This window comes from Paenibacillus sp. 1001270B_150601_E10 (assembly GCF_015558675.1).
In the GTDB taxonomy this organism is placed as follows: Bacteria; Bacillota; Bacilli; order Paenibacillales; family Paenibacillaceae; genus Paenibacillus_B.
This window is the reverse complement of sequence record NZ_JADMOL010000007.1, coordinates 201,188-213,759: the sequence shown is the minus strand read 5'-3', so window position 1 is coordinate 213,759 and position 12,572 is coordinate 201,188. Positions and strand designations below refer to the sequence as shown.

General features: G+C 48.0%; 13 protein-coding genes. 9 read left to right on the top strand and 4 right to left on the bottom strand.

All coding sequences use genetic code 11. The features are described from left to right. Positions 1 to 5 precede the first annotated feature (5 nt). Genes I2H74_RS17055 through I2H74_RS17045 form a run of 3 tightly spaced genes read left to right on the top strand, consistent with a single transcriptional unit; the run spans position 6 to position 4,019 of the window. Positions 6 to 1,316, top strand: coding sequence for a cytosine permease (locus I2H74_RS17055; RefSeq protein WP_229106768.1), 1,311 nt, complete (start codon positions 6 to 8; stop codon positions 1,314 to 1,316). A gap of 4 nt (positions 1,317 to 1,320) precedes the next feature. After that, positions 1,321 to 2,433 carry a DUF917 domain-containing protein gene (locus I2H74_RS17050; protein ID WP_195575428.1) on the top strand — a complete coding sequence of 371 codons (1,113 nt, stop codon included), beginning with the start codon at positions 1,321 to 1,323 and terminating at the stop codon, positions 2,431 to 2,433. After that, entirely contained in the window at positions 2,433 to 4,019 is a 1,587-nt protein-coding gene (locus I2H74_RS17045) for an ROK family protein (protein WP_195575427.1), read from the top strand. The genes I2H74_RS17050 and I2H74_RS17045 overlap by 1 nt, the downstream gene beginning before the upstream one ends. Positions 4,020 to 4,430: 411 nt before the next feature. Here I2H74_RS17045 and I2H74_RS17040 read toward each other — a convergent pair whose 3' ends face one another. Then, the gene (locus tag I2H74_RS17040) at positions 4,431 to 5,402 is read right to left on the bottom strand and encodes an endonuclease/exonuclease/phosphatase family protein (RefSeq protein ID WP_195575426.1); all 972 of its coding nucleotides are present in this window, start codon (positions 5,400 to 5,402) and stop codon (positions 4,431 to 4,433) included. A 212-nt stretch (positions 5,403 to 5,614) separates the two neighbouring features. Here I2H74_RS17040 and I2H74_RS17035 point away from each other — a divergent pair, with 212 nt between their 5' ends. The 3 genes from I2H74_RS17035 (at position 5,615) to I2H74_RS17025 (ending at position 6,980) form a co-directional block, all read left to right on the top strand. Beyond that, a complete protein-coding gene (locus I2H74_RS17035; protein WP_195575425.1) occupies positions 5,615 to 6,010 on the top strand; it encodes an iron chaperone in 396 nt (131 codons plus the stop codon). A gap of 178 nt (positions 6,011 to 6,188) precedes the next feature. Further along, entirely contained in the window at positions 6,189 to 6,608 is a 420-nt protein-coding gene (locus I2H74_RS17030; protein ID WP_195575424.1) for a hypothetical protein, read from the top strand. A gap of 27 nt (positions 6,609 to 6,635) precedes the next feature. Beyond that, positions 6,636 to 6,980 (top strand): hypothetical protein, encoded by a 345-nt coding sequence (locus I2H74_RS17025; RefSeq protein WP_195575423.1) that lies wholly within the window; start codon positions 6,636 to 6,638, stop codon positions 6,978 to 6,980. A 138-nt stretch (positions 6,981 to 7,118) separates the two neighbouring features. On the opposite strand, the gene I2H74_RS17020 is transcribed toward I2H74_RS17025, so the two are convergent. Continuing rightward, complete coding sequence (locus I2H74_RS17020; RefSeq protein ID WP_195575422.1) at positions 7,119 to 7,346, bottom strand: hypothetical protein; 228 nt, start codon at positions 7,344 to 7,346, stop codon at positions 7,119 to 7,121. Positions 7,347 to 7,602: 256 nt separating this feature from the next. On the opposite strand from I2H74_RS17020, the gene I2H74_RS17015 reads away from it, so the two are divergent. Further along, entirely contained in the window at positions 7,603 to 8,115 is a 513-nt protein-coding gene (locus I2H74_RS17015) for a ferritin (RefSeq protein WP_195575421.1), read from the top strand. Positions 8,116 to 8,602: 487 nt separating this feature from the next. Continuing rightward, positions 8,603 to 9,997: an MATE family efflux transporter gene (locus tag I2H74_RS17010; RefSeq protein ID WP_195575420.1), complete on the top strand. Its 1,395-nt coding sequence runs from the start codon at positions 8,603 to 8,605 to the stop codon at positions 9,995 to 9,997. Between the two features lie 129 nt (positions 9,998 to 10,126). On the opposite strand, the gene I2H74_RS17005 is transcribed toward I2H74_RS17010, so the two are convergent. Both I2H74_RS17005 and I2H74_RS17000 read right to left on the bottom strand, forming a co-directional pair. Further along, the gene (locus I2H74_RS17005; RefSeq protein ID WP_195575419.1) at positions 10,127 to 10,939 is read right to left on the bottom strand and encodes a WYL domain-containing protein; all 813 of its coding nucleotides are present in this window, start codon (positions 10,937 to 10,939) and stop codon (positions 10,127 to 10,129) included. Continuing rightward, a complete protein-coding gene (locus I2H74_RS17000) occupies positions 10,926 to 12,239 on the bottom strand; it encodes a helix-turn-helix transcriptional regulator (protein WP_195575418.1) in 1,314 nt (437 codons plus the stop codon). The genes I2H74_RS17005 and I2H74_RS17000 overlap by 14 nt, the downstream gene beginning before the upstream one ends. 252 nt (positions 12,240 to 12,491) lie before the next feature. Between I2H74_RS17000 and I2H74_RS24755 the strand changes: the two genes are divergently transcribed. Beyond that, positions 12,492 to 12,572 (top strand): DNA polymerase beta superfamily protein (locus tag I2H74_RS24755; protein WP_229106787.1); only part of this gene is annotated, 81 nt, incomplete at its 3' end.

Sequence of the window (12,572 nt, the reverse complement as noted above, 5' to 3'; positions counted from 1 at the left end):
GGAGAATGACAGAAGCAAGTCAGGTGAACAACGAAAGTGCAAGTGGGCAGGATTTTGAAAGAGAACCCGTTCCTCAGCATATGCGTAAAAAGTGGCTGTCCATGTCGCTTGTCTGGATCGCAATTGGAATCGATCTGTCGGCGATGTTCTTGGGCGCACAGCTTGGCAACGGGATGAATCTCTCGGATTCGCTTACGGCAACCATTATCGGCTCCATTATACTTGGACTGATTGGTGCGCTGTGTGCGTTTGTAGGGGCCAAGACAGGACTCTCTACGTCTATGATCAGCCGTTTCTTATTCGGTAATGTAGGGGCGCGTGTCGTAGCAGTCGTTCTAGGGATCTTCTCGCTTGGCTGGTTCGGGGTGCAGGTTGGATTTTTTGCCTCGAATATGCAGACGGCCTTTCATAAATTGTGGGGAATGGACTTATCGCTAGGCGTGCTGTCTTTCATTGGCGGGCTGCTGATGATGTCGACAGCGATCTGGGGATATCGCTCGATTGAGCGCTTAAGTGTATGGTCGGTACCGTTGCTTGTTATCTTTATCGGCATTGCAATCTTTACCGCTTTTCATACAAAGGGTACGTCCGCGATCTGGGAACCAATCAGCGGCTCGCCGATTCCAATGGGAACGGCAATCTCGCTCGTTATCGGTATCTTTATTGTCGGTACAGTATTGTCACCGGATATTGCGCGCTGGGCACGTACACCTATGCATGCCGTAACGGCAGCTTTTATCGGCTTCTTCGTCGGCAACAGCTTTATGACGATCATTGCAATCTTCTTGTCGCGTGTGATGGATACAGATGATTTGACGAACATTTTCATTACTCTAGGACTTGGTCTTCCTGCGATTATCGTGCTGACGCTCGCGCAGTGGACAACGAATACAAGCAATTTGTATTCCGCATCGCTAGGGTTCTCGGTCGTGTTCCAACGCGTTCCGAAAAAGCTGATTACTGTAGTCGCAGGTATTATTGCTACACTGCTCGCAGTGTTTGGTATTTACGATAAATTTTTGTCTTTCCTTAACATCATTACGATGTTCGTCTCTCCAATCGGAGGGATTTATACAGCGGAATATCTGCTCGTGGATCGCAAAAAATTCACCTTCGAGGGACTGGATCGCAATAAGAACTGGATCGTTCGCTCCCTCTTGGTATGGGTCGCGGCCACGTTCTTCGCTTATATGACCACTCCAGCGCCTGATGGATTTGGATGGCTCCGACTCACAAGCGTTTCTGCGCTAGACGCGTTTATTTTCGCCTTTATCGCACAGTGGATTGTCGGTAAAATCATGACGAAGAAAGGATAACATCATGACAAACTTCAAGCTAACAGAATTAAATGAACAAGCGGTTCGATATATTGCAGTGGGGGCAGCCGTTCTTGGCACAGGCGGTGGCGGTGACCCGCATATCGGTAAATTAATGGCGATGGAAGCTATTCGCAAATACGGTCCAGTCCGTGTGGTAAGCACGGAGGAATTAGAGGATGACGCCCTTGTCGTTCCCCTTTCGATGATCGGCGCGCCAACGGTGATGAATGAGAAGATTCCGTCGGTTGAGCAGATGACAAAGCCTTTGGAGCTTATCGAAAAAGAGCTCGGACGTAAAGTCAGCGCGATTATGCCAATCGAGGTAGGAGGCGGCAATTCGCTCGTTCCGGTAATAGCAGCTGCAGAACGCGGCATTCCGATGCTGGATGCGGATGCGATGGGACGGGCATTCCCGGAATCCCAAATGGTGACCTTCTATCTGGACGGCATCGACTGCAGTCCGATTACGATGGCCGATGAACGCGGCAACGGTGTTCTGATGCATGCGATTGATGGTGTGTGGGAGGAGCGCATGGCTCGCGCGATTACGATCCAGATGGGCGGCTCGGCCTCGATCTGCGATTATCCGGTAACAGGCGCGCAGGTTAAAAAGAGTGCGATCCCGCGCACGCTGACGCTCGCTTATGAGATCGGCAAGATTCTATATGAATCGAAGGAAATGAAGCAGAACCCCATTGAAGCGCTCTTGAAGCACCTGAACGGATATGCATTGTTCCATGGCAAAGCGGTGGACATTCGTCGCCGTACTGAGGGTGGATTTACGCGCGGCGAAGCGGTATTTGAAGGAACGGATGAGCAAAAGGGACGTACGATGCGCTTGTTCTTCCAAAATGAATTCCTGCTTGCGACAGAGGATGGCGAATCCCTCGCGGTAACGCCAGACTTGATCTCGCTGCTGGACCAAGACACCGGCATGCCGATTACAACGGAGAACTTGAAGTATGGTGCTCGGGTAACGGCAGTTGGGTTCCCTTGCGATCCGAAATGGCGTACGCCTAAAGGGCTTGAGACTGTTGGCCCGCAATACTTTGGCTACGATGTGCCTTACGTTCCAATCGAGAAGCTGACAGCAGAGAAAGGGGGAGCACAGTAATGTCTCTTACGAACACGAATACCATCAACAACGAGGAAATCTACCGCATCGGGATTGATGTCGGCGGGACAAATACGGACGCTGCTCTGCTCGATTCGAAGCTGAATACGATTCATACCGTAAAGGTGCATACAACGCGTGACGTTAATGAAGGGATCATAGAGTCGATCCGCCGACTGCTTGAAGAAAGTGGAGTAAATCCTGCGCAGGTTCGCTACGCGATGTTGGGGACGACACACTGTACGAACGCGATCGTGGAGCGCAAGCATCTTGGCAAGGTTGGCTTGATTCGCATCGGCGCGCCTGCGACGACTTCGGTTCCGCCGCTTGCGGATTGGGATGATACACTGAAGGCTGCCATCGGGATGCATGCTTATGTGGTTCACGGAGGATTCGAATATGATGGCCGTACGATTGTGGACCTGAATGAAGCAGAGATCGTGAGCTGCTTGGAGAAAATGAAGGGTGAGGTAGGAGCCGTCGCGATCTGCGGTGTATTTTCACCCGTAAACACCTCACAGGAAAAGTGTATTGAACAGCTTGCCAAGCAGGTGCTCGGCGCGGATATGCCGATCACGCTCTCGCATGAGATCGGAAGCATTGGCCTGCTGGAGCGCGAGAATGCGGCTCTTCTGAACGGCGCGCTTCTCAATGTCATTGCTGGCGTGGTAAAAGGCTTCGAGGAAGCCCTGCATGGGTTTGGCATCGATGCAGGCGTCTATATCTGTCAAAATGACGGAACGCTGATGCGTAGTGAATATGCGCTTCGCTATCCTATTTTGACCATTGCCTGCGGACCGACGAACTCGATTCGCGGTGCCGCGCACCTGTCGGGCTTGAACAACGCCCTCGTGGTTGACATTGGCGGCACGACGACGGACATCGGCGTCCTCTCGCAGGGCTTCCCGCGCCAGTCTTCCGCCGCAGTCGAGATCGGCGGCGTACGCACGAACTTCCGCATGCCGGACATTCTGTCCATCGGCATCGGCGGCGGCACGATTGTGCGCGCGGATGCTGCGCAGGACCGCGTCACCGTCGGTCCGGACAGCGTCGGCTATGAGCTCTTGAAGCGCGGCCGCATCTTTGGCGGCGACACGCTCACTGCAACGGACGTAGCGGTGAAGCTTGGCCGCTACAAGTGGGATGGGGTGAAGACAGAGGAGCTGGATGAGGCGATCTGTCAGAGAGCAGATGCGATCATGACGCAGGATATCGAGGATGCGATTGATCGCATGAAGACAAGCGCCGATCCAGTGGACGTCATTCTCGTTGGAGGCGGCAGCATTCTTGTCGCGGACAAGCTGGAAGGCGTGGCGCAGATCGTAAGGCCAGCGCATTATGACGCGGCCAATGCGATCGGGGCGGCCCTTGGCGAAGTCAGCGGCGAGACGGAGCGCATCTATTCGCTGGATGAGATGACGTATGATCAGGCGATGGAGGATGCGCGAAGCAACGCGATTGAGCAAGCCGTTCTGGCTGGCGCCGTTCTCGAGACAGTTCAGATCGTGCTGACGGAGGATATACCGATTGCTTATCTGCCAGGCAATGCATTGCTGGTGAAAGTGAAGGCGGCAGGACGACTGTAGAAGGAATGCTGGTCTGCATATAGGAATACTAAGTCTGCGCGGAAGGGGGCTCTCTTCGTGCAGACTTTTTTGCTTTTACCAAATCTAAAATATTTATAATTGATCATTGCTCTCCTGTATGCAAAGGAAAATCAAAAAGAAAAAACTAGCCGGCTCCTTTGAATATCCAGGCTCTCGGCTAGTCTTGTTAAAGATAGGGATATCGAGCAAACCTAAAAGGATTAGTCGAATTTAATTAAAAAGATGGGATACGACCCTTCGCCCAAATATAATCCCCATAACAGTAAGGAAAAACGATCAATCATTCGCAGGATGACCTCCATTCTTTATTCTACTTTCCTAGTAGATGAGAAAGGATGAAGAAATGAAACGGCGAATCTATTAAGTGATACACACAAACTTGTCCATCATCTAATTGGACCAGTGATCGTCAGTCTTAGGATTTAACTTTAGTACGGCAGATACTCCCGCATGATCGGAAGGCCAGAGTCCTGTAGAGGTTCGGTCCTTCTGGTCTTCTCCTACAACATCTGCCTTCAATGCTGACCACCCATTTTTAAACAGGATAAAGTCAATTCTTGCGTTTAGCTCCGATATATTATTCAGCAGGTCAGCATCCTGACAGCAAGTAAATCCGGGGCCAATCCCTGCCTCCAGCCATGCATCTTGGAAACCTGCTGCGATAAACAGTCCATAGGTTGGTGTGCCTGTTCCATCGGCATTAGAATTCAAGTCCCCAAGCACAACGAGGGGATATTGAATGTTGGCCGGTCCATTTAGAATTTCCATAGCTTGCGCAGCTTGTACGGTTGGAGACAAGGGCTCTAAATGGGTGTTGATTACTCGAAAGATGCGTCCGTGCCAATACACATCAATGGATGACCAGCCGCGGACGATTTCAAAAGGTTGTCCGCCAATTGTAACCACAAGATTAGTGTTGAAATTCTCTTCCACCTTTTGAATGATTTGCAGGCAGCTATTTTTTCGAATCAAGAGTACATCTCGATCCAGCAAACGAACGATATTCCCATGACTGTCCGGGAACTCTGCCGTAAAGTTTCTATTCTGAGCGGCTATTTCATAGCATATACCTCGTTTACTTAACTCCTTCAGCAGCAGCTGAACGAAATCAAACGTAATGGTTCGAAAGCTGGGGATAACGATTTGGACGATCTCAGCTTCCTGTAATCCGATGAAGTCAGGCTTCTTCGAGGCGATTTCTCGTGCGAGTGACTTTACTCGGGATCGAATATTCGTAGCTAGGAATTGGCGCAGCACTTCACTGACACGCTGTGGAATTTGCTCAGGCGTTGCTGTGAATAAAGGAGCAGTATCTGCCCCTAAATACATATTCCAGGTCAAAAAGGTAAGACGGCCTCCCATTTCTCATCCCTCCATTTCGTTTTTCTACTATATATAGTAGATGTGAAAGTGAAGCAAAAAGAGGCGGCTAAAACAGGATGTGATACACACAAAACTTGTCCACCTCTTCTCCGTCTATAATCGGAATGCTGGCGCAAACTTTAGACAAAGGATGAAAACGGGATAATTGGGTTAGGAATAAAGATATCAAGTGATAAAGGAGATGCTTTAGGATGAAGGAGAGCAACAGCGCGTACGAGTCGATTGATGGGTATATCACGACATTTTCACCTAAGGTACAAGAGATCCTTCTAACGCTTAGAAAAGTCATTAAAGAGGAAGCGCCAGAAGCGAAAGAAAAGATCAGCTATCAGATGCCGACCTTTGAGCTCCATGGGAACCTTGTCCATTTTGCTGCTTTTAAGAAGCACATTGGCTTCTATCCTACGCCTAGCGGCATTGAGGCCTTTCAAGAAGAGCTTAAGGGATATAAACAGTCCAAAGGGGCAGTCCAATTTCCAATTGATCAGCCATTGCCCTATGATGCGATCCGTAAGATAGTCCAATATCGAGTGGCAAGCAATATGGAGAAAGCAGCAGCAAAATCGAAAAAGAAGAAGGAAGAGTAGGATGTATCCTTATGAGAGGACTGAGACGGCAGTCTTCTCTTTTTTTTTACTTTGTTTGGATGAACATAGAGTAAAATTATTCAAATATCTTCCTAGTTTTTGATTGAATGGAATGGGCTGCTCCCCTTATAATGAGAAGGAATTCGAATCAATTGTAAATATACTGGAGGGAAAGTAAATGTTGGTAGGAAAAGGCGCTGTACGTGAAATGGCAAATGATATTGATAGAGTTATTCGAGAAATTGACCAAATAACGCAGTCCAAAATTGACCGTGTATCGGATAAGATTGACTCTGAGTTGAACTCTTGCGGCCGTGAATTAACGAATGCTGCGACGACTTTGAATCAAATCAAACCCCTTATCGATAGACTTGTGGCACAAGTTGGACAAAACGCTCCTGATCATGTACAAGTTCTGGTAACCTCCATCGCGCAAGAGGTGATGTCCAAAGTTACGGCTGCAAGCAGCAATATCGACGAAGTTCAAAAGAACATCAAGGACGTAGACAAATTAACGAACGAGATCGACGAATTGACAGACGAGATTGACGATCTGACAGACAAGATTGATGAAATCACAGATAAGTATCAAAAATAAGGATCAGAATTAAGGAGGCTTGTCTTCATGAGTGATTACACACCGCCTGTTGGATCATCGAACTACATGTCCGGGTGGGGAAACAGCCAAGCGAAGGAAACGGCATTGAAGATTGACTTCATCGCGGACAAAGCAAAGTTTGGGATTGAAATGCTCAGCTCAGGCTTGATTGGCATTGATGCTTTGGAAAAGGAGCTCATTGAGCTTGCGGAAGCGCCGAACCCTCCTACACAAGTCCAGATTCGATCTATCGCACATCGTTTGGATGCCCATCAGAAGCAGATTCAACAAGCTTTGGATCGTGTAAAGGATATGATGAGCGATATCGATAAAGCGACAGATGCTTTTCAAAAGCCTCGAACCAATTGGTAAGTGATTTTTCAGTTTGTGCTGAAGTTATTACATTTGTATGACGTGCAAATAGCCGTAAACCCTTGAAGATGCTGGGGGTTCCCGGCTATTTTTAATATTACTTCATATGAAGCAAGCCTATTGACAATCGAATTAGCCCTAGTACACGGGCCCTGACATGTAGCATCCGGGATAAGGATGGATTTCCTGGATCATAGCGAATGGATATTGCTTGGATGCGAATTGATTATGATACAAATACTCCTGTATGACAACAACGCCTCCATTTAAACTGCATAGAATTCCACTAACGCCCTGACCGTTGACTAAAGAGACACCTACAGGCTGTCCGAGCAACCGGCGTGCTTTTTGAACCCAAGGCGGCATAACCATCACCTCCTGCGGTATTGTATGCAAGTGCTGTGCGGGTGGTTGCAGTTGTGATTGGAGAAGGAAGAATGGGTTGCTGAATCATGATCCAACAGCTAAGAGGCTTTCCTATGCATTCATATGCTTGTATCGACATACTTTACAACACCACTCTTTTCCAACATACTTAGAATAGAAGGAAGCTAGACGGTACAGGATAACAAGGTACATGCTCTAGCATTCATCCAGACAAGCTAAAAAGGGAAGTGATCCGATGTTAAGTGAGAAGCTGCTCGCAAAGTTGAACGATCAAATGAATTATGAATTTTATTCGGCACAGGTGTACCTCGCTATGGCGGCTTACTGTTCGTCGGAAAGCTTTGATGGATTTGCCAACTTCTTCATCATGCAGTCCGAAGAAGAAAAGTATCATGGGATGAAGATTTTCCATTTCATTAATGCTTTGGGCAAACGCGCGATCGTGACAGGCATGGAGAATCCACAAAATGAATACCATTCGCTGCTGGATGCGTTCGAGCATTCCTTTGAGCATGAGAAGACGGTAACAAAGCGTATCTACGAATTGTCGGATATCGCTTGGGACGAGCGGGAGCACGCGACAATCAACTTCCTGAAATGGTTCATTGACGAGCAGGTTGAGGAAGAAGCAACCTTCGACAGCATTATTCAGAAGCTGCGCCGCATTGATAATGACAGCAATGCCTTCTATATGCTTGATTCCGAGCTTGGGAAGCGCACCTTTACACCGCCTTCTAACGAGGCGTAATCCAATACCAACATCAAGAAGCTGCTTTCTCATTGGAAGCAGCTTCTTTTTTATCAAGATCAGGCTTGGCTGGCTAAGGGTTCAGAAAATGAAATACGGGTATAGATGGGGGGCGGAGCAAGATCCGCGCTCGCAAGCCGATGATGATCGGATCACTCATTACCATCCGAAGTTCGATATCGAGCCTTAATGAAACGGTCGTCTTTTGCTTTTAAATAGAAGGTAAATAATGAATTCCCATTAAAATGATATGTAATATATTTCATTAAGGTCATTCTGGTCGTGTTGGCGAGCATAAAGTCGCATTCCTGATCATTTGTACCTAAAAAGATGGTAAAGGCAGCGACTCTGCTCGAAAACCACGCCATATGCCTGAATAAGGCAATGCATATCACTTTCATCTCCTCTGAAGAATGGTATAATAATGCATCATTATGCAATGCCAAGGGAGAGCCTTTGGCACAATACACAAAGAAGAGATGATACGGTGAGTACAATTGTTCCCAGTATAAAGAGAAGAACGACCTTCCTGCTGAATAAATATTTCACAGGAGAAACGCTTGATTATAAGCAAATTATCGCGATTATTATTCCGATATTTGTGGATCAAGCTTTTATTATTTTGATGAGCCTGCTGAATACGGCGATGATCAGCTCCTCGGGGGTAGCAGCGGTTAGTGCGGTCAGCATGGTGGACTCGCTCAACATCTTCTTGGTCAACGTGTTTGTTGCTGTGGCGACGGGAGGAACCGTCATCGTGGCACAGTATAAAGGCAGCGGCAATGCAGAAATGGTCTCGAAATCAGCCGCTCAAGCGATATCAGCCGTTGCGCTGCTGTCGATCGTGATCAGCGCGGTCGTCATCATTTTTCATAACCCAACACTGGATCTACTATTTGGCCGTGCGGAAGCGGATGTTCTGGATAACGCAAAAATCTTCTTGATCGGAAGCTGTCTATCGTATCCGTTTATTGCGATCTTTCAAGCCGTAACGGGGGCTTTGCGCGGTGTTGCAGAGACGAAGGCCTGCTTGGGTCTGTCGCTTATTATGAACTTAACCTACTTGTTCCTCAATATCCTGTTCATTACGGTACTCGATATGGGCGTCGTTGGGTTGATCATCTCCATGCTTACGGCTCGTGTGCTTGGGATGGTCATATCGCTTATCTATCTGTTGAAGTTTAATCAGACGCTAAAGTTCCGGATTCAGAATGCGCTGAAGCTGGATTTCTCTATTTTGAAAAAAATTATGATGATCGGCATTCCGTTTGCAGCGGAGCAAATGTTCTTTAACGGCGGGAAGCTGCTCACGCAGACGTTTATCGTACAACTGGGTACGCTTGCGATCACGGTCAATGCGATAAGCGGCTCGATATCGCTTGTGTTTCAGATCGGAGCGAATGCCTTGAGCATCGCGGTTGTTACGGTTGTAGGCCAATGCATCGGGCGGCGCAACATTGAAGACGCGAGGAAGTTTATCAAATCATTCTTATGGCTGTCTTCTATCATGTTTGTCTTTGCCGCTGCGATTCTCATGCCGTTGTTCCCATGGATTGTGAAGCTGTTCTCGCCGCCAGCTGAAATTGTTCCGACGATCTTTAAGCTTATGGTGCTGATCGCGATAACCCAGCCATTTCTGTGGTCTATCAGCTTTATTATGCCATCGGCCCTTCGCGCAGCGGGAGATTCGAACTTCACCTCCATCACTTCGCTGCTCTCCATGTGGCTCTTCCGTGTTATCTTAGGCTACGTGCTTGGGATTCCGCTCGGGTTTGGCATCATGGGAGTGTGGATCGCAATGGTGATCGAGTGGGGCATCCGCGGCTCCGTCTTCCTTTGGCGCTTCCGCGGGGAGAAATGGTATAGCCGGAAGCTGATTTGATGAAAAATATCTAAGTTTTCATGTTGCAAGATTTAGATTTACGTATGGGACGTTAAATCACATGTTTATAAGGACTGTTAGATCCATGACCGGGTCGAGCAGTCCTTACTTTTTACCGTTAATCGGCTCTCATTCATTCTCTAACTCTTCAGCATACCGCTCCAACGCTTTCTTCGAGGTCTCAAGCATGCGCTTTTTCAGATAGGTGCCATTCGAGATCTGAACGCGCTTGCCTAAGAAGCGGATCTTGGACAGCAGGTACTCCACTTCATCTCGGGGAACGTGAATGCTAACCTCATAGGAGTCCTGTTCCTCGTCATAGGAGACCTCCTTCTCAAAGCAGGAGAAGGCGTACAAGATACGGGAAAGCTCCCGATTATATTGACGGACAACCTTAACTTGAACAGTCGTTTTGCGTGAAGCTTGATGGGTGGCGAGGCTGTGCCGAATGCGCTCCAACTCCTTGATAGGTAGGAGCTGCGCGGATACTGCCGTGATGCTGCTAAGCTTGGTGCTCATCTTGCATCTGCGCTTTACATGGAACCATAGCAGGTACCATTCCCGCTTAACCATGGAGTATTCAAGCTTATAGGGAAAGCCTTCATGCTCTTCATTGACCCGTCCATTTCTTGTTGAATAGCTAATCAGAATCCCTTTTTCCTCGATGATGCATCGGTGCAAGGGGCGAAGGAGAGGGTGAAAGACCTGCTTCTCCCTGCTCTTGGCCCTTTCCATGACATATTCATGGGTATCCAAGCTGGGCGCATCCTGTAGAATACGCTGCAGTTTCTCTAGGGTCTCCTCGGAAAAAGCTTCCTTTGCCGCAGGCTGGCCAAGCATGGTCTTCAGCCAAGCTCGCTCCTGCGAGGTGATCGTGAGTGTACCGGATTCCTCTAGCCGGGAGAGAATTTGATAGTTAAAGATCTTCTCAAATAGATTCATAATACGCCTGAATCTCCTTCCACTCCTCAATCATTTCACGTCTTAGATGCCTTGGGGCCAATACCTCGCAGCTTGAGCCAAAGCTTCTAAGCCATGGCTTAATCTCCGTGATGCCGTTGACTGTAATTTCATAAATGAAGGATTGCTCATCTTCCTCCACAATTTCTCCCCATTGTCCTTGAAGCAGGACACGCTGCTTGATGAAGTCAGGCTCTGGCGGCTCGGGGCTGAAGAATCGGACCCGAACCTTTACAGGCTGGCCAGTATCGATCAGCCAGCTTGTTTGAAGCTTCTCCTCGAGTGCGGCAGTTTTAAGCTGAAAGTCTGCTTCAGGAATCGATTCTGCTTCCTCTAGGTGCGTCATGCCCTCCATCCGAAACTTGCGGATTCCCTCTCGATCGCTGCTCAGCATATACCATCTGCCATATTGATGATCATACACAATTTTTAGCGGCAAGGCCTTATGCCACTTGCCCTCATCCTCTCGCTCGAAGCGAGGATTCGTGGACTGCGCCGAATAGGTCTTCTCGGCTTTTGGCGTAAAGTAGCGGAAGCGGACACGACGTCGATGGCGTATTGCTTCCAAGAGCGTATACAGATGGGCTTCATCTAGAATGCGCGAATGATAATGGTACTTGTATAAAAAGGCTTCTATGCTGCTTGCTTCATCAAATAGGCGCATCAGGTGCTTTTTTAAGCTGTCTCGAAGCAAATATCCCTGCACAGAAGGGACTTGTGTATTGGACATGACATCCACGAAGTCATACAAATCAATAAGCTCGTCGTCAGATAACGAGCGAAGCAGCTCATTTTGCAATTGATACTGATAGGGCCTGCTTGCGTTCTTTTTATGAATCACACCAACCGATTCCAGATATTTAAGATCCGATCGTATCGTCTTCTCGTCTGGAAGGGGCATGTCTTCTTGCATCTTACTGCTGCAGGCATCGATCAGCTCCATTGCCGTCATCTCCTGGCCATTTAACGCTTCAAGAATAAGGGTGATCCGCATGGATTCTGATTCCTTTAACGACTTGGTGCGGAATAAAAACAACAGGATCGGGTCTGTTGTCTCGTAATAGTTGTATCGAACGGCGAGCGGGAGATCTTGTGGATCCTTCGTACTCGTGGATGGCGAGGCAGAAGCTGCAGCAATCTCCTTCAATCTCCGCGTCGTCTTGTCAAAGGTATGGACGGAGATGCCAAGCCGCTCTGCAAATTGGATTCGGTTATAGGCTCCGCTGGTCAGCATGAGCATGCGAAGAAATTGGATTTCTTTATCAAAGCTTTCCTTTGCCACGTTCAACCACCCTCCAGCTACGTTGTTCTTTCTATTGTATCAGCATAGAAGGGGAGTAGGGAGCACAATTAGCCTTATTCAACCAATCTGTATCTTTGTATGTTAATTTCGAAAATTTGATGGAAGAGTCGTCTTTATTCATTCTCGTAATACTTTCGCCATGTTCGAAGCATGCGTTCTGAGGCAATATGGTTACAGCACCTTAACTTGGAAGAAACCAAAGCGATAAAGGAGGAGAAGCCCGTGACTGACATGAGGCAGCGCATCGTAAGGGAATTATCACGCATTGAGCAGGAGGAGCAGATTCGAATTCTATATGCCTGTGAATCCGGC